Source organism: Dyella caseinilytica, from assembly GCF_016865235.1.
GTDB classification, from domain to species: Bacteria; Pseudomonadota; Gammaproteobacteria; order Xanthomonadales; family Rhodanobacteraceae; genus Dyella_B; species Dyella_B caseinilytica.
The window spans coordinates 2373448-2390319 of sequence record NZ_CP064030.1 but is presented as its reverse complement, the minus strand read 5'-3'; the positions used below and the strand labels follow the sequence as shown (position 1 = coordinate 2390319).

The 16872-nt window shown below is 57.9% G+C and carries 13 protein-coding genes; 9 read left to right on the top strand and 4 right to left on the bottom strand.

Annotated features, from left to right (window positions below):
• Positions 1–102: 102 nt before the first annotated feature.
• Both ISN74_RS10315 and ISN74_RS10310 read left to right on the top strand, forming a co-directional pair.
• Complete coding sequence (locus ISN74_RS10315; RefSeq protein ID WP_188799239.1) at positions 103–864, top strand: hypothetical protein; 762 nt, start codon at positions 103–105, stop codon at positions 862–864.
• 413 nt (positions 865–1277) lie between these two features.
• The gene (locus ISN74_RS10310) at positions 1278–1559 is read left to right on the top strand and encodes a hypothetical protein (RefSeq protein WP_188799238.1); all 282 of its coding nucleotides are present in this window, start codon (positions 1278–1280) and stop codon (positions 1557–1559) included.
• Between the two features lie 330 nt (positions 1560–1889).
• Here ISN74_RS10310 and ISN74_RS10305 read toward each other — a convergent pair whose 3' ends face one another.
• Positions 1890–2123 carry a hypothetical protein gene (locus tag ISN74_RS10305; RefSeq protein ID WP_203546748.1) on the bottom strand — a complete coding sequence of 78 codons (234 nt, stop codon included), beginning with the start codon at positions 2121–2123 and terminating at the stop codon, positions 1890–1892.
• A gap of 107 nt (positions 2124–2230) precedes the next feature.
• Here ISN74_RS10305 and ISN74_RS10300 point away from each other — a divergent pair, with 107 nt between their 5' ends.
• Positions 2231–2458, top strand: coding sequence for a hypothetical protein (locus tag ISN74_RS10300; protein WP_188799237.1), 228 nt, complete (start codon positions 2231–2233; stop codon positions 2456–2458).
• A 34-nt stretch (positions 2459–2492) separates the two neighbouring features.
• Here ISN74_RS10300 and ISN74_RS10295 read toward each other — a convergent pair whose 3' ends face one another.
• Complete coding sequence (locus ISN74_RS10295) at positions 2493–3113, bottom strand: TetR/AcrR family transcriptional regulator (protein WP_188799236.1); 621 nt, start codon at positions 3111–3113, stop codon at positions 2493–2495.
• A gap of 90 nt (positions 3114–3203) precedes the next feature.
• Between ISN74_RS10295 and ISN74_RS10290 the strand changes: the two genes are divergently transcribed.
• A complete protein-coding gene (locus ISN74_RS10290) occupies positions 3204–4238 on the top strand; it encodes an MDR family NADP-dependent oxidoreductase (RefSeq protein ID WP_188799235.1) in 1035 nt (344 codons plus the stop codon).
• 67 nt (positions 4239–4305) lie between these two features.
• Here the strand turns inward: ISN74_RS10290 and ISN74_RS10285 are convergent, their stop codons facing one another.
• Both ISN74_RS10285 and ISN74_RS10280 read right to left on the bottom strand, forming a co-directional pair.
• On the bottom strand, positions 4306–5052 hold the full coding sequence (locus ISN74_RS10285) for an SDR family NAD(P)-dependent oxidoreductase (protein WP_188799234.1): 747 nt from the start codon (positions 5050–5052) through the stop codon (positions 4306–4308).
• A gap of 35 nt (positions 5053–5087) precedes the next feature.
• Positions 5088–5486, bottom strand: a complete 399-nt coding sequence (locus ISN74_RS10280) for a DUF427 domain-containing protein (RefSeq protein ID WP_188799233.1) — start codon at positions 5484–5486, stop codon at positions 5088–5090.
• 210 nt (positions 5487–5696) lie between these two features.
• Here ISN74_RS10280 and ISN74_RS10275 point away from each other — a divergent pair, with 210 nt between their 5' ends.
• The 5 genes from ISN74_RS10275 (at position 5697) to ISN74_RS10255 (ending at position 16833) form a co-directional block, all read left to right on the top strand.
• Positions 5697–6602 carry a LysR substrate-binding domain-containing protein gene (locus ISN74_RS10275; RefSeq protein WP_188799232.1) on the top strand — a complete coding sequence of 302 codons (906 nt, stop codon included), beginning with the start codon at positions 5697–5699 and terminating at the stop codon, positions 6600–6602.
• 400 nt (positions 6603–7002) lie between these two features.
• Entirely contained in the window at positions 7003–10014 is a 3012-nt protein-coding gene (locus ISN74_RS10270; RefSeq protein ID WP_229679143.1) for a TonB-dependent receptor, read from the top strand.
• A gap of 194 nt (positions 10015–10208) precedes the next feature.
• The gene (locus ISN74_RS10265; protein WP_188799231.1) at positions 10209–12410 is read left to right on the top strand and encodes a WD40/YVTN/BNR-like repeat-containing protein; all 2202 of its coding nucleotides are present in this window, start codon (positions 10209–10211) and stop codon (positions 12408–12410) included.
• A gap of 119 nt (positions 12411–12529) precedes the next feature.
• Positions 12530–14164 (top strand): DUF5597 domain-containing protein, encoded by a 1635-nt coding sequence (locus ISN74_RS10260; RefSeq protein ID WP_188799230.1) that lies wholly within the window; start codon positions 12530–12532, stop codon positions 14162–14164.
• A gap of 260 nt (positions 14165–14424) precedes the next feature.
• A complete protein-coding gene (locus tag ISN74_RS10255) occupies positions 14425–16833 on the top strand; it encodes a glycoside hydrolase family 3 C-terminal domain-containing protein (protein ID WP_239004491.1) in 2409 nt (802 codons plus the stop codon).
• Positions 16834–16872: the final 39 nt, after the last annotated feature.

Below are 16872 nucleotides of genomic sequence, written 5' to 3'. Positions count from 1 at the left end.
ACTCTCCCGTTACAGTAACTGACAGGTGATGGATTGCCGACGCATCCGGTAATCCATGTGCGTGTCGTTGCTGACACCATCGGCATACGGGAGAGGGGCGGCATGTCGGATACAAAGTGGGATGATGGCTATCGCGGTCTGACGTATTTTCTGGTGTCGACGGCATTGATGGTCTTGCTGGCTCATGCAGTCGCATATCTTGCGCATGAGTATTGCCATGCATTTACTGCGTGGATGCTTGGTTATAAGCAAAATCCGCTGGCCTTGAATTACGGAGAGAAAAGCGTTGCGAATATTCTGTTCCAGCAGGATATCGATGAAAACGTCGATTACGACCCCCTATTTGCAGCGCATAAGGGTTTCAGTGCGGCCTTGATTGCACTGGCAGGTCCTGGCATGGGGAATGGTTTTCTTTATTTCATTTGCCTTTGGGTATTTCGGTGGGCGATTTCCATAGATCGCCGAATGCTCGCAACGTTCTTTTTTTGGTTGGCGCTGATGTGTGCAGGCAACGTCTGGGGCTATGCTCCGACCCGGACCATCACTACCCATGCCGATATGGCGCTGGCGGCCAGAGGGCTGGGTATATCGACGTGGTTATTGTTTCCATTCGTGACGGCAGCCGCGGTCTATATCGCCTACAGTTTCTTCTTCCAACTGTTTGCGATGGCTAAGCACCAACTGTTTGGGGGCAGTACGGATCGGTTGGTGTTGGTTTCCGCCCTCGTAAGCTATTTCTATTTCGGCTTCTTCGGAGGTGGCGAAATATCCGGCCATTACGGCGCGGTCCCGGCCTTGTTCTCGACGGTATCGCTGTTGATATTGCTGCCGCTTTCCGCCCTGTTTTGCATTCGAAGACTGTAATCAGCATTGCTAATGCTGGCACGCCGGCATTGGCAAGCGCTTGCGTGGATGATCCGTAACGCTCGATTGTGAATGCTACGCCGCGGCGGATCGGGGACTTCGCGCAGCGAAACGAAATGCTCAGCAGCGTTAACGCATTTCAATGACAGCGCCCTCCCTGAGGGCTGGCGCGCCGCTTTACCGGCCACTCCTGTAGAAGCCGGGACACCCAATCTTTTTATGTTACCCATTTCTCGACTTGCTGCATCTGCGCGGAGCAGGGCGCTTGCGTGCGATCGCGCAATGCGCGCAGTCACGTCGCGTATTAACGCGCTTATCGCCCTTTCTTTCAGCCAGAACACCGCTTTTGGGTAAATTACTTGTAATTTAAGTAACGTTACGATAAAATGGTTTTAGGAACGAGGAGGAATCCCATGGTCGACCCACGCGATCCCGGCACCATTGCTATGACTTTTCCCATAAAGCCTCGCCGTGGCAGACCGCCAACGGGCAGGGCAAAAACCGCGGCTGAACGTATGCGCGCTTATCGCAAACGCCATGTCGTGGTGAGTACGGAGATGCTGCGTACAGTGGTGGCGCAATGCACACAGATACAGCAGCTGATGGATGTCAACCGCTCGTTACGTCAGGAACTGGATGTCTTGTATAAGGAGGTTGCGCGACTAAGAGAGGCGCTATCGGCCGATCCTGGTTGACGGTATGTGCAGTGTTTGAGTTGCCAAGGACTGGCCTCTTCCAGCGGAAGAGGCGCGGATTAAGCCGCCCTTTTGCATAGGACGGAGAACTTATTTAGACATCCATCCGTCTATACGCACTTTCGTATTTCAGGTGTCCAAAAAAGAAACAAGCCGCCTTGGCGGCGGCTTGGTCGGGCATCGGTCATCCATGGTGAGGAGGGGCCCCTCCTCGGCGCCTGACTTCCCGGCGCAATGTTTATCTCATATTCGCGGCGGAATGTCGTATGCCGACGCGCATGATCTGGCGATTTTTTGTATTGCTGGTTTCTACACTGGATGATGAGCGCATCACAATACTTTCACGCGGCAAGTCTCGTTGCGCATCGGCAATCTTGAAATCGATGCAGTGATTGTAGGCGCTTCCTTCGTCGGTGTTGTAGTCCGCTGCTGGATTGTCAGGACCTTGGCTGCTCCGCTGTTTAATGGCGCTCCACGCGAAACCGAGGGTGAGTGTTTCGTGATATTTTTAATAAAATCAATCATTTGTAAAAATGCTTCGGTGCCACTGGATGCGGCAGTCATCAAGATGACAAGATAGATAGACTAAATAGCCTGCGGTCAGTGGGATGCAGGGGCGGAAATTTTCCGCACTGGCCATGGGAATGTGTTTTCCGTGCACGGGAGCATGTATGTACACCCGCATCAAACATACGTTGACGGTCTATCCTTGTCGGCATCGTTCGCAACAATCCAGCTTAGCCACGGAAACAGAGGTTGGCGTGTGGATGACCTGGGAAGGCATCGAGCGTGAGCATTTCAGTCCGAAGGGTTCGCTGATGGCAGATTTCTCCCAGCCGCTTGAAGTCGATCCGGCACTGGTGAGAAATCATTGCTACAGCCCGGAATCCGTTTCGTAAATCGAGCGGGGAGCCGCGCTTACCTAAGCGTGGATCAAAGCGTCTGCAAGTACGCGCGAACCAAGTTGTTGAGTTCGACCCGTAGCGGCGGAAGTTCAAGTTCGCCACGCCGTGCAGCGGTGTGCACAATGCCTTCCACGGCCGATGCCAGCACGTGTCCCGCCATGCCGTGACATGATCGCTGGCGAGCACGCGCACTGGCCCTCACTAGCGCCTGGTAGCGGCGCTGATATTCCATTTCGAATGTATCGGTGGCGCTACGTGTGGAGAGGGGAACCTCATCCAGCAGGATGCGGTGCAGTGTCTGGTTCTTCGAGTGCGTGGCAATGATGCCGTCGACCCAGGGTGCGATCCACGTGTCGTTTGGCACGCCATCGCCGTGCATCGATGCTGGCGTCAATACTTTCAATACTTCATCGAGATGCCGTTGTCGGATCGCCTCGGCCAGTGCAAGCTTGTCCGGAAAGTATTGGTAAAGCGAGCCGATGCTGACACCTGCGATCTCCGCCACCTGATTGGTCGTAAAACGACTCCAGCCATGTTGTACAAGAACACGGGCGCCGGCTTCGACAAGGGCGGCTACAGTGCTGCGTGAGCGCTGCTGCAGTGGTGTTTTGCGCGTAAATTTTTCGTTACGCAGAATGCGAGTAGCCATTAAATCAGACCGTCCAGAAAATGACGGGTGTGCGCGCACGCTCTTTTCTTCAGCGCCAATGGCGCGAATCGTTTCTGCAAGGATCTGATCATGCTGGTATTGCCTTCTGTTTCTCGTATTGTCCGACTCGTGGCGCATCCAGATGGCGCGCTGCGACCTGAGCATTTTGAAATCGCCGAAGTACCCGTGCAACCGCCGACTCCGAATGAGGTGCTGGTATGTAATCGTTGGTTTCGCGTCTCGATATCCACGCGTTTGATGGCCAGCAAGGGAGCGCAAAGCATCAAGGGTATTCCATTTCCTCCGCTTAATCTGGGCGACACGCTTGCAGATGGCGCCATTGGTGAAGTGGTACAGGCGCCGGCGGAGAGCGATCTTCATCCGGGCGACCTGGTTTTGCACGGATTCGGTTGGCGTGAGTACGCGACAGTGCCGCAACAGGATTGCGTCCGGATCGATGCCCGGGGCGTTGATCCAGCCGTTTATCTCGGTCATGGCTGGACTGCTTACGCGGCGCTGACACACGGCGTGCAAGTGCACGATGGCGATGTTGTGTTTGTTTCAAGCGGCGCCGGTGCGATTGGTTCCATGGCTGGACAGATTGCACGCAAGCTTGGTGCCGGCCGAGTCATCGGTAGCACCGGTTCCGAGGAAAAGGCGCGCTGGATGAAGGCTGAGTTGGGTTATGACGAGGTCGTTATCCGCGGAGCCACGCCCATCACGCAGCAATTGGCTCAGGCTGCGCCGGACGGTATCGATGTCTACGTCGACATGGTGGGTGGTGAGCCCTTGCAGGCGGCTGCTTCGCTCGCCCGTCATGGTGCACGTTTCGTTTTGCTGGGCGCGCTGAGTGCCGAATTGGCGGCCGAAGGGGCTGAGAAGCTGGCGCCTGTGGAGCTGGATACGTTCCAGCTGATTGTCAGAGGCGTCACGCTTCGTGGCTATAGCGCCTGTGAAGACGATCGCGATGGATTCGCGGAATGGGTGAGGTGGCTTTCCCGTTGGCAACATGAAGGAAAGATCATCTCGCCGAGTTCTCGCTTCCAGGGTATTGAGCAGGGGCCTTTTGCTTTGTCGGAAGCCTGTGCGGGTAATTTGAAAGGCGTCGTGCTCGTCGAGCTTTAGCGCAAGCTCAAACCAGTGACGTTTGGCAGGTCTTCACGTGTGTGTCGTGAAGGCCTGCATACGTCGGTTAGACGCGTGATCCACCGTCCACACGAAGGGTGTCGCCAGTGATCCAGCGTGCATCGTCAGAGGCCAGAAATACCACTGATCCTGCAATATCGTCGGGTTGCGCCAACCGCTTCAGTGCCTGCATGCCAAGCGTCACGTTGCGGCCTTCTTCGGTCTTGGTGAAGTTGGACATATCCGTTTCCACCACGCCCGGTGCGATGGCGTTTACACGAATGCCGCGTGATCCGAGTGCCGATGCAAAGTGCTTCACCAGCGTATCGATAGCGCCCTTGGTCGATGCGTAGGCAGAGAGGTTGCCCACGGCCGCGCGTGCGGCGAGCGACGAAGTGAAAATGATGCTGCTTCCTTCGCATAGCGCAGGCAGCAACTGCTGCACCAGGAAGTACGGCGCACGCACATTGACGGCGAACAGTTGGTCGAAGTCGGCAACAGTGGTCTCTTCAATCGTCGCGGCTTTCGAGACGCCTGCGTTGGCGACCAGAATGTCGAGTCGGTCACCGACAATGCTGCGCACTTGACGGGCCAGCTCATGCGGGCCGTCGGGTGTGCTCAGGTCGGCGCCGACTTTTTCAGCACGTCCGCCGGCCTTACGGATGTCTTCGGCCACGGCATCAGCTTCCTTCTGCGCGCTGCCGTAGTGAATCAATACCTGCGCGCCAGCCTTGGCCAGTGCGAGCGCAGCGGCACGTCCGATGCCGCGAGATGCGCCCGTGACCAGCGCGGTTTTACCAGTGAGCTTGCTCACGATACTGCTCCAATCGTAAAAGGATGTGAGAGAGATCAGGTGTCGAGCAGTTCGATGGCGTCAACGCGGTCCGGATAGAAAGCAAGGTGATCCTTGATCGCGGCGACCGATTCATAGGGCTGTTCGTAGCTCCACACAGCGTTCATGGAGCGGCCACCGCCGGCGGGAATGCTGTAGTAGCTGCAGTCGCCTTTGTAGGGGCAATACGTTGCGTGATCGGTGCGTGCGAGCAAGGTCATGTCGACGTCCTTGCGCGGCAGATAATGCACCGCCGGATAGTTTGCTTCTTTCAGCACCAGCGCATCGCGTGTGTCCGCCAAGATGCGTCCGGCAACTTTCACTACGACGCGTTGCGGATTGCGCTCGATGGTGATGGGGTGGTCCGGCCCGGGTTGCTTGACGGGTCTGTTGGTAGAGGAGTTTGGCTGAGTCACGTCGAGTTTCCTTCAAGGATGATGACAGTGGTGGGCTTGTGCACCTGATAAGAAAAGTTGAATGGTACAGAGCCTCGTAGCGAGGCTCACAGGGCATTGCTTTACATCAGATGGTGTTGCCATGGGGCGAAATCTAGACTTGCGTGGCGGATTGGAAAAAGACTTTGTAAGCTGGTAGCCATGCCTTTGAGGCATGGCTTGGGAGTGCCTATGGAGCTGCGCCATCTACGGTATTTCGTGGCGGTTGCCGAAACCGGAAGCTTTACCGTGGCAGCGGAACGGCGCCTGCACACGTCGCAGCCATCGTTAAGCCGCCAGATCAAGGATCTGGAGGATCAGGTAGGCGTAGATCTGCTTGTTCGCAGTGCGCGCGGTGTCACGCTCACCGAGGCCGGCAAGGTGTTCTTCAATTACGCGCGCATGGCGTTGAGCCAGGTAGATGCCGGTATTGATGCGGCGCGCAGGGCCGCACAGCCGGATAAGCAGCGTTTCGCGATGGGCTTTCTCACCGGGCAGGAAATGACCTGGCTGCCGGAGGCCATGCGCCTGCTTCGCGCGGAATTGCCGAATATCGATGTGACGGTGTCCAGCGACTATTCACCGGATTTGGCCGAGGCTGTGGCGCGCGGAAAACTGGATGTCGCTTTCCTGCGCGCGGAGCCCGATTACGATCTTGTGTATCGTCCAGTCAAACAGGAACCGCTGGTAGTGCTGATGCCCAGTGATCATCCTCTGACCTCACAAAGCAGGATTCATCCGAAGGATCTGGTGGGCGAGCCCTTCATCGGCATGGGCAGCAAGGCCACCGTATTGCGTGCCGTGATCGATGCCTACCTGGAAAAGGCTGGCGTCGCGATGACGCCGGGGCAGGTGGTGGACAATCCCGCGATGGTCATGTCGCTGGTGGCGTCGACACGTGGCGTCACGCTGATTCCCGCTTATGTCCAGAGTCTGATGCCGTGGTCCGTGGTGAGCCGTCCGCTGGCAGGCAAGGTACCCACCATCGGTCTAGTCATTGGGTACAGCAAATCCAACCGTTCTCCGATGCTGAAGATGTTCCTGTCGCAGGTGGATGAGCTGATCACGCGTGTTTCTAATGCTGGCCTGAGCGATTAGAGCGCTGCGTGAGTCGGCGCGGATAGCCGGATTTCAGTCCTGCGAAATGAGCTGCGCCGAGTTAGGCGCGATCGCGCCTCATTGGCGACTCTCGATCGAAGCGCGAAAAATGAGGCGCAGTAAGGGTTTTCAGCCCTTGTGTGGGAAAAGTGCCGCATGAATGAGTGGGCGAAGTCTTGTCGCGACCGCAAATGAAGAAACATTAATCCCCGCCATTAATTTCGTAATTGTGCACAAATAGGCAAGGTCTCAGCATCCGCACTGCCAAGCATCGCCGGCTGATAGCGCTTTTAGGGGACATGCCGCCAGATGCTTCAGACGGGCTAGTGGCCCGAATTGACAACAACAGCTGACAGGCCATGAGCCTTCGGCACGGGAATTTGTGGGGAGAACGTCGGTCATGAGTAGCGAAGTGCTTGCATCCAGGATGCATGGCGTAGTGCGCCCATCGGTATCTGCAACCATCTCCAGCGCGAAGTTGGCTGCTGCGGTGGCGATCGGCTTGGCGTTGATGTACGGCCCTGTGGCTGCCGCCCAGGATACGAGTGCCGCATCCGGTAATGGCAGCGGAACCCAAACAACGAGCACCAGCAATGCGGCCCCGGAAAAGAAGAATGCCGCGGCGGACAAGGACAAGAAGAGCGCCAAGAACCTGGCTCAGGTAAACGTCACCGGCATCCGGGCCAGCCTTGAATCGGCGCAGACGCTGAAGCAGAACGCCGACCAGATTGTCGATTCGATCACCGCCGTCGATATCAACGCGCTGCCAGACCGCAGCGTGACCGAAACCCTGCAGCGCATCAGCGGCGTCACCATCGATCGCTTCATCTCGCCCAATGATCCGGATCACCCGTCTTCAGAGGGCAGCAATGTCACGATCCGCGGCCTGACCATGGTGGGTACTTTGCTGAACGGCGGCGACTCGTTTTCCTCCAATAGCGGACGCGGCCTGAGCTTCGAAGATGTGCCGGCTGAACTGATGGCCGGTGTGGACGTGTATAAGAACCCCAACGCGGAGATCATCGAAGGCGGCATCGGCGGTACCGTCGACTTGCGCACGCGCATGCCGTTCGATGCGCCGGGACAGCAGGTCGGTTTCTCCACCGGCGTCAATGAAGGCGACATCGCGGAGAAGAGCAAGCCATCCGCGTCGTTCCTCTACAGCAATCGCTGGAAGACCGAGGACTTTGGCGAATTCGGCGCCTTGGTCGACGTCTCCTACTCGGAGTTGGCCAGCCAGACCGATGGTATTCAGCTCGAGCCGTTCACCTTGCGCACCGATTCAGCAGCGCTGGCAGGCACCGATTTCAAACAGGTATACGTGCCGGGCGGTGCGCAGTGGCGCACGCTGGATTTCAATCGTCGACGCATCGGCATCTCCGGCGCATTCCAATGGCGGCCGACCAATAATCTGGAGTTCTATTCGCGGTTCATGCGCTCCATTTACAACATGGACTGGCTCGAGCGCGGCGCCATTTACGCCGATAGCGCGTATGACATGACGCCGGCGCCCGGAACTACGTTCAAGTACAACTCTCAGGGCATCTTCCAGAGCGGCTGGATGAACTCGGATGCGAACTATACGAACTACGCAGGTAGCGCCGACGGCGTGGCAATGAATGGGGACACCCGCTACCAGGTGCAGACTACGGTGACCACCGACTGGACCAACGGCTTCAAGTACAACCTCAACGATCACATGATCCTGAGCGGTAGTCTGCAGTTGGTGAAATCCACCAGCGACGAAACGGACTTCACCATTTTCGACGAAACCTATCTGCCAGGCCTGTACCTCAATACCGTCGGCAACCATGGCATGCCCAGCATCACGGTCAATCCCGCGAGCTTCGTCAACAACCCCGCGAACTACTTCTGGTCAGCGGCGATGGACCATTTCGAGAACGAAACCGGCATGGAGCGCGCTGGCCGCCTCGATCTGGAAGACGACTTCGCGGACAACAAGTGGCTGCAGTACGTGAAGTTCGGCATCCGCTATACCGATCGCGACGAAAACAACAACAGCAGCCCCTATAACTGGGGTGCGATCACCGAACCCTGGGCGACCATCAGTTCGTCGCCGAGCGGTTTGGCCAGCCTTAACAGCTACCTGACGAATGAGTCCTCGCTGTATTCGTTCTCAAATTTCTATCGCGGCGAAGTCAACGTACCATCGCTGTACTTCCCCAACGCTGCGTTGGCAGAGAGCTACCCGGCAGCCTACGCGATCTTGAAGACTATCGAAGCGTCCGGCGGTTGGAAGCCGGTTCAGCTCACACCTGGCGACATCAACGACCAGGGCGAGAAGACCAAGACCGCCTATGGCATCCTGTACTTCGGCAATGACGATGCGCTGGGCATTCCGTTCGACGGTAATATCGGCGTGCGCCTGGTGCGTACCGACGTCAGTACGTCCGGTGAAGGCGTATACCCGAACCTGGCGGCCTACTCTGGTCTTTCCGATCCCTTGCAGACAGCGTATTACGGACAATACTTCCCGATCGCTGCCAACCAGCACTATCAGAATGCGCTGCCAAGCTTCAATCTGCGTTTCAAACTGACCGACGATCTGCAATGGCGAATTGCCGCTTCCAAGGCGATGACGCGACCGGATTTCAGCGAGCTGCAACCCTACCTGCAGCTGGGTGCCACGCTCAACACCAACAATACCGAGGTGTTGCGGTGGAGCGGTACGGCCGGCAACCCCAACCTGAAGGCGATGGTCGCCGACCAGTACGATACCGCGCTGGAATGGTACTTCGCACCCACTGGTCTGCTGTACACCACTGCTTTCTTCAAGGACATCGGCAATTACATCGCCGAGGAAACGGAAACCGAGGTCTACAACAATCAGCAGTGGGCGATAACCCGTCCTTACAACATCGGCAACGGCATGATCCGCGGCGCCGAGATCGGCTACAACCAGTTCTTCGATTTCCTGCCGGGCGCGCTGAAAGGCCTGGGCATGCAGGCCAACTTCACCTATGTGCACAGCGAGGGCGGCGTCAACACAGCCACCAACCCGTATAGTGGCCAGACAGTGCCTGGGTTCTCGCTGCCGATGACGGGCTTGTCTCCGCGCAGCTTCAACCTCGCTGGCATGTACCAGTACGGTCCTTGGCAGGCACGTGTCGCATATAGCTACCGTTCGCGCTATCTGCTTACCACCAGCGATGCTTCTACCAGTCTGCCGACCTGGTCGGATAACTACGGCCAGCTCGACGCCTCGATCTTCTACAAGATCGACTCGCACCTGCAGGTTGGTCTGACCTTGAACAACCTCACCAATTCGACCGTGAAAACCCTGATGGGTCCGACCAGCTACGGCAACGGTGTCGTTGACTATCACTTGTATCCACGTGGCTGGTTTACCACCGATCGCCGCGCAGAACTGGTATTGCGAGGCACCTTCTGATGAAGCAAAGTGCGACTCCCTCTCCTTGGTCCGGAGAGGGGCGCTTCTTTGCACCCTCTCGCCATCCAGTAAAGTACCGGCGAGAGGGGGAAACCTCGCGGCGTAGCTTGATGCCGTCATTCCTGCTCCGGAATGACGGCAATGCGAGAACATACTTCTTCCGATTGTTCCGGCACATTTGCGTAGCTGCTTGCATGTGGCTCTTTGCTGCAAGCCTTCACGCCAGTGAAGCCACCTCCGCCTCCTATCGCTTCGCCAGCGTGCACATCGGTGGTGGCGGTTTCGTCAGCGGGTTGGTGTTCCAGCCGACCGTACCGGGGCTGCTTTATGCGCGTACTGACGTCGGTGGCGCCTACCGCTGGGATCAGGCACGTGCGCAATGGACGCCGCTGACTGATTGGCTCAGCGCAGCGGACGACAATCTGTTCGGCATCGACAGTCTCGCTGTCGATCCGGGTGACGCGAATCGTGTGTACCTGGCCGCCGGCATGTATGACACGGCGTCTGCCGGTAACGCCGCCATACTCCGCTCGGAGGATCGCGGCGTTCATTTCCAACGCAGCGATCTGCCGTTCAAGCTGGGCGGCAATGAGTTGGGGCGAGGCAACGGAGAGCGCCTTGCGGTTGATCCCCATGATGGCCGCATTCTGTTCTTCGGTTCGCGTGATGCGGGCCTGTGGCGCAGCAATGATCACGGTGCGCACTGGTCACGGGTGGATAGCTTTCCTGCTGCAGCCACCTCGCTTTCGGCGACAGCGCAGAACAATTGGCGCCGTCAGGCAATCGGCATCGTGTTCGTGGTCTTCGATCCTTCCAGCGGCTCGCCGGGCCGGGCATCAACCACACTCTATGCCGGCGTTTCCTCCCGGGAGACCAGCCTGTTCCGTTCTACGGATGGTGGCCGCACCTGGAGTGCAGTGCCCAGCCAGCCGCTCGGTCTACGCCCGAACCATATGGCAAGGGCCAGCAATGGCGTTTATTACCTCAGCTATGGCGACGAACCCGGGCCGGACAGCATGCACGACGGTGCGGTCTGGAAATACGAGCCGACGTCGAATCAGTGGAGCGACATTACGCCGTTGCCGCATGTAAGTGGCCAGCCCAGCGGGTATGGCTGGGGTGCAGTGGCTGTCGATCCGAATCATCCAGACGTTGTGATGACGGCGACGTTCGCGCATTACACGCCGAAAGACGAGTTGTTCCGCAGCATCGATGGCGGTGCGCATTGGCAGGAAATCTTTGCGCACTCGCAGTTCGATGTCAGTCAAACGGCGTGGACACGTGAGCACACGCCGCATTGGATCGCTTCGATCGCCATCGATCCGCATGATTCCGATCATGTGTGGTTCGTCACCGGCTATGGTGTGTGGATGTCGGTGGATATGCGCAACGCCGATCACGGCAGTGATGTGCATTGGCAATTCCAGGATCAAGGTCTTGAAGAAACCGTGGCATTGGATCTGGTCAGTCCACCACAAGGCGCGCATCTGATCAGTGCGGTCGGGGATCTGGATGGCTATCGGCATGATGACCTGAGCACCGCGCCACTTCAGTTTACGGCCCCGCCTCGTTACGCCAATTCAGAAAGTCTGGATGAGGCCGGACGAAAACCTGCGTGGATCGTACGCAGCGGGTATCTTCGCTATCCATTTGGTACAGCCATGCGCGCTGCCTATTCGCAAGATGGCGGCACACATTGGAAGGCTTTTGCCAGCGAACCGGAAAAGGGCGCGACCGAGGGTGCGGGCACCATCGCCATCGCGGCGGATGCTAGTGCCGTATTGTGGTTTCCGAACGGCGCATCCACGGCTTATCTCACGCGTGACTTTGGCCAGCACTGGTTCGCTGCTGAAGGGCTATCGGCACATGCGCATGTCCTGAGTGATCGCGTGGATCCCCAGCGGTTCTATGCCTACGACGCTGCTGCAGGTGAGGTGTTCGTCAGTCGCGACGGCGGCATGCATTTCCACGTCATTGGCGGCGCGCTGGATTACCGAACAAAGCCTCGCGATCACCTGTCGCTGCGTGCCGACCCCGATAACGCCGGGGTGTTGTACGCGGGCAGCCGAAAGCAAGGGATGTTGCGCGCCAACGATAACGGTTTGTTGCTGGCGCATATGGGCGAACTTACTGATGTCGACAGCTTTGGCTTTGGTTGTCCCGCACCGGAGAAGAGCATGCCGACACTGTTTGCCGCAGGGCAACGCGGGGATGTTCAGGGTCTATATCGCTCGGTTGATGGCGGTTCGCATTGGATGCGCATCGATGATGATCAGCACCGATTTGGACAGGTTACCCACGTGACCGGCGACCCACGAATTTTCGGCAGGGTGTATTTCGCCGGAAGCGGGCGAGGCATTCTGTACGGCGATCCCGTCGGGGCGGAGCAACCATGATCAGCGTTTCTGTCAACAATGCGAGAAAGCGCTCGTCGCCCCGACCTGCGCCGGTACGACGGCTCGTTAGTGCTGAACATTCCGCTAGAGATGGGCAATCGATCGATATGAGGCTTCTCATGCATGTCGCATTACGTCGCCGCGTGATCTGTCTGTTCGCTTTGCTTGCTGCGTTATTTTTAGCAGGTGTATCTCTGCCGGCTTCCGGTGCGGACGCACCGAACAACCTGCCGCACATCGTCACCGATCACGGTCGGCATGCCTTGTCGGTGGATGGCAAACCCTTCCTCTTACTGGGGGCACAAGTCAACAACTCCAGCAACTGGCCAGCGATGCTTGATCAGGTCTGGCCAGCCATCGCTGAGATACAAGCCAATACGGTGATGGTGCCGATGGCGTGGGAGCAGGTCGAGCCCGTTGAGGGTAAATTCGATTTCAGCTTTCTCGACATCTTGGTCAACCAAGCGCGCCAGCACCAGGTACGATTGGTGCTGCTATGGTTCGGCACATGGAAGAACAATGGCCCAAGCTATACGCCTTCATGGGTAAAGCTGGATAACCGGCGCTTTCCGCGTGTGCAGACGCGTGACGGCAAGTTGCTCGACTCGCTGTCACCGCTTGCGCCCGCCACGTTGGAGGCCGATCGCACCGCCTTCGTGCAATTCATGACGCATCTGCGCCAGATCGATGGCACGCAGCACACCGTGATCATGGTGCAAGTGGAAAACGAATCCGGCACCTATGGCACGGATCGCGATTATTCCGCAGCCGCCAATGCGCAGTTCGTCGAACAGGTGCCTGCAGACCTACTGAAGGCAACGGGCAAGCATGCGGGTACCTGGACCCAGGTGTTCGGCAGGGATGCCGCTGAATACTTCCATGCCTGGTCGGTGGCCCATTTCATCGGCGAGGTCGCCGCAGCCGGTAAGGCGGTCTATCCCTTGCCGATGTATGCGAATGCGGCCCTGCGCGATCCGTTGCACCCGCCGCCGCCCGGCAGCTACTCCACTGGCGGTCCGACTGATAACGTAATGTTCATCTGGAAAGTGGCCGCGCCTGCACTGGATCTGTTGGGGCCGGACATCTATCACCGTGATTACGCGTACTACACCACGGTGCTCGATCACTATTCACGCCCGGATAACCCGCTGATCGTGGCTGAGACCGGCAACGACCAGGCTTACGCCCGTTACATCTTCGCTGCGCTGGGTAAGCAAGGCTTGGGATTTGCGCCGTTTGGCATCGACTACACCGGTTATGAAAACTGGCCGCTCGGCGCGCACAAGACAGACGCTGACTCGCTCGAACCCTTCGCCATGAACAACCGCTTGCTGCGGCCGATGGGTGAGCTGATTGCGGCGCTCAGCTATGCCGGCAAGGTATGGGGTGTGTCCGAACCTGAGCATACGCATCAACAGACGCTGGATCTGGGTGCTTGGCGGGCGACGGTGTCCTACGGCATGTCGCAGTTCGGCAGCGGTACGCCTGCGCCCGGCAATACGCCTCCGCAAGGCGGAGTGCTAATCGCCGAAATTGGCAAGGATGAGTATCTGGTCACCGGCTACCACGCGCGCGTCGATTTTTCATCGGTCAACGCGCAGCAGCATTTCCTGCTCGACCGGGTGGAAGAGGGTACCTACGACAGTCAGGGGCAGTGGCATTTCATGCGCCTGTGGAACGGCGATGAGACCGATTACGGGCTCAACTTCACCAGCGTGCCGCAGATTCTGCACGTGAAGCTAGCGACTTATTAAGTTGCAATTCGCGTCATACGGAATCCTGCTCTGATGTCATCCCAGTGAGAGCTGAGATGACGAAGCGGCGCTGAAGCTGGTTAATGACGGCAAGAAATGATGTACAGACTTTGAAAACAAGCAAAGGATTCACGATGCACAAACCGCCGTTGAAGCGTATGGTGTTGTCTCTCTGTGTAGCGCTTGCTGCGTCAGCCTCAGTGTACGCCAGCACCATGCCACTCCCTGATAGCCCCGCGGTTGAACAACGCGTCGACAGCATGTTGAGCAGGCTGACGCTTGAGCAAAAGGTTGAGCTGCTCAGCGGCGTCGATAATTTCTCCACGCACGCCGAACCGCAGATGGGCTTGCCCGCCATGACGATGTCCGATGGTCCGTATGGCGTCCGCGGTGCGGGTCCATCGACCGCCTACGCCGCGGGCATTGGCCTGGCGGCTTCCTGGGACCCGGCACTGGCCGAGCGAGTGGGCGAGGCGATGGGTCGCGATGCGCGTGCGCGCGGTATTCATTTTCTGCTCGGGCCCGGTGTGAACATGTATCGTGCGCCGCAAAATGGCCGCAATATGGAGTACTACGGTGAGGATCCGTTTCTCGCCGGCAGTATGGCGGTTGGCTTGATCGACGGCGTACAGAGCCAGGGCGTAGTGGCGACGGTCAAGCACTTCGCTGCGAACAATTCCGAATACGATCGCCGCCATCTCGATACGCATATCGACGAGCGCACCTTGCACGAGATCTACCTGCCTGCGTTCGAGATGGCTGTGAAGCAGGGGCATGCTGGTGCCGTAATGAGTAGCTACAACTTGGTCAACGGCGATTATCCGGCCGAGAACCGCATGCTCGGCTATGACATTCTGCAGAAAGGCTGGGGTTTCGACGGCATCTTCATGTCCGACTGGGGCGCCACATCCGGCCCCGGCCACGACTGGATGAAGGCATTCAACGCGGGCCTCGATCTGGAGATGCCTGCGCCTGATGCGTTCAGCGCCGAGCATCTGCTGCCGGCCTTGCGCGATGGAACGCTCTCCCAGGTGATGCTCGATGACAAGGTACGCCGCATTCTGCGCACTGCTGTGCGTTTCGGCTTTTTGGACCGCCCGCAAAAGGATTTATCGCTATCGTTGTTCAGTCTTCAAAACGATCAGATTGCGCTTGACGGTGCATTGGAAGGTCTGGTGTTGCTGAAGAACGAACACCAGTTGCTGCCGTTGGATGCATCTCGTATCAAAACGCTTGCTGTAATCGGTCCCAATGCGGATCCGGCCATTGCCAGCGCCGGTGGTAGTTCGCACGTCGACACTTTCCAGGCACAGAGTATTTTGACCGGTATCACGCGCCTGGTTGGCAACAAGGTGCACGTGCTGTACAGTCGCGGCCTGCCGTCGGCTATGGAGGTATTCAAGCAATCAACCTTTGCCACGCCCGATGGGCAGCAAGGCCTGCTGAAGGAAACCTTCAATAACGATGCTTTCGAAGGAAAGCCCACCAGTGCGCTGGTGGATCAGCATGTCGATCAATGGAAACCGGAGCTGTGGACCACGCCCGCGACACACCGGCAAAGCATTCGCTGGAGCGGCAAATTCGTACCGCAACATGATGGCAAGTATTTGTTCCTGACAGCCGCGGCGAGCGAAGACACGTACGTGCTTTACGTCGACGGCAAACCAGTGACCGCGCAGCCTCATCGTGAGGGACAGGCGCCGCTTTATACGACGCTGACGCTCCGCGCCAACCAGTCTGTATCGGTTCGCCTGGATTACAAGCCCGATGTCGATTACAGCCGCATGGGTCTTGGCGTTATCGCCATTGATGACCTGATCGCACCCGATGCCAGAAAAATGGCGGCGATGGCGGATGCGGCCGTGGTGGCCGTCGGTTTCGATCCAAGTTCGGAGAGCGAAGCCTACGACCGCACCTTTAACTTGCCGTGGGGGCAGGAAGCCTTGATCGAGGCCGTTGCCGCTGCCAATCGCAATACCATCGTGACGGTGACATCGGGCGGAGGCTACGCCACCGAAGGTTGGCTTGATCACGTGCCCGCCTTGTTGCAGAACTGGTATCCGGGCCAGGAAGGCGGTACGGCGATCGCACAGGTACTGTTTGGCGAGCACTCACCCGAAGGCAAGCTGCCTATCAGTTTTGAGCGTCAGTGGGCGGATAACCCAGTGCACGATTGGTACGACGCCAAGCCGCATCCGGAGGGCACCCATCCAAGCGTGACGTATGGTGAAGGCGTGTTCCTCGGCTACCGCTGGTATACCAGCCATCCCGACAAGCCACAGCCGTTGTTTGCATTCGGTTACGGGCTTTCCTATGCCAGTTTCCAGTTCTCGCATATGTCGGCCAAACAGCTACCCAACGAAGAGGCGGAGATCTCGTTCGACATTACCAATACCAGCGGGCGTGAAGCTGCTGATGTGGCACAGGTGTACGTGAGTGATCCTTCCGCCACGGTGCCGCGTCCGGAACGCGAACTCAAGGCATTCCGCAAGGTGCGCTTGAAGCCTGGTGAGACGCAGCATGTCAGCCTGCATCTGGATCGTCGTGCCTTCGCGTATTACGACGTGAACGCGCATGGCTGGAAGGTCGATCCAGGTTCATTCAAGGTGTATGTCGGTGATGCGTCCAACCATACGCCGCTGGAAGCGGATCTGACGTTGACTCACTGATACTTGCTCCTCCCCCTGCTTGTGCTTGCGGCGCAAGGC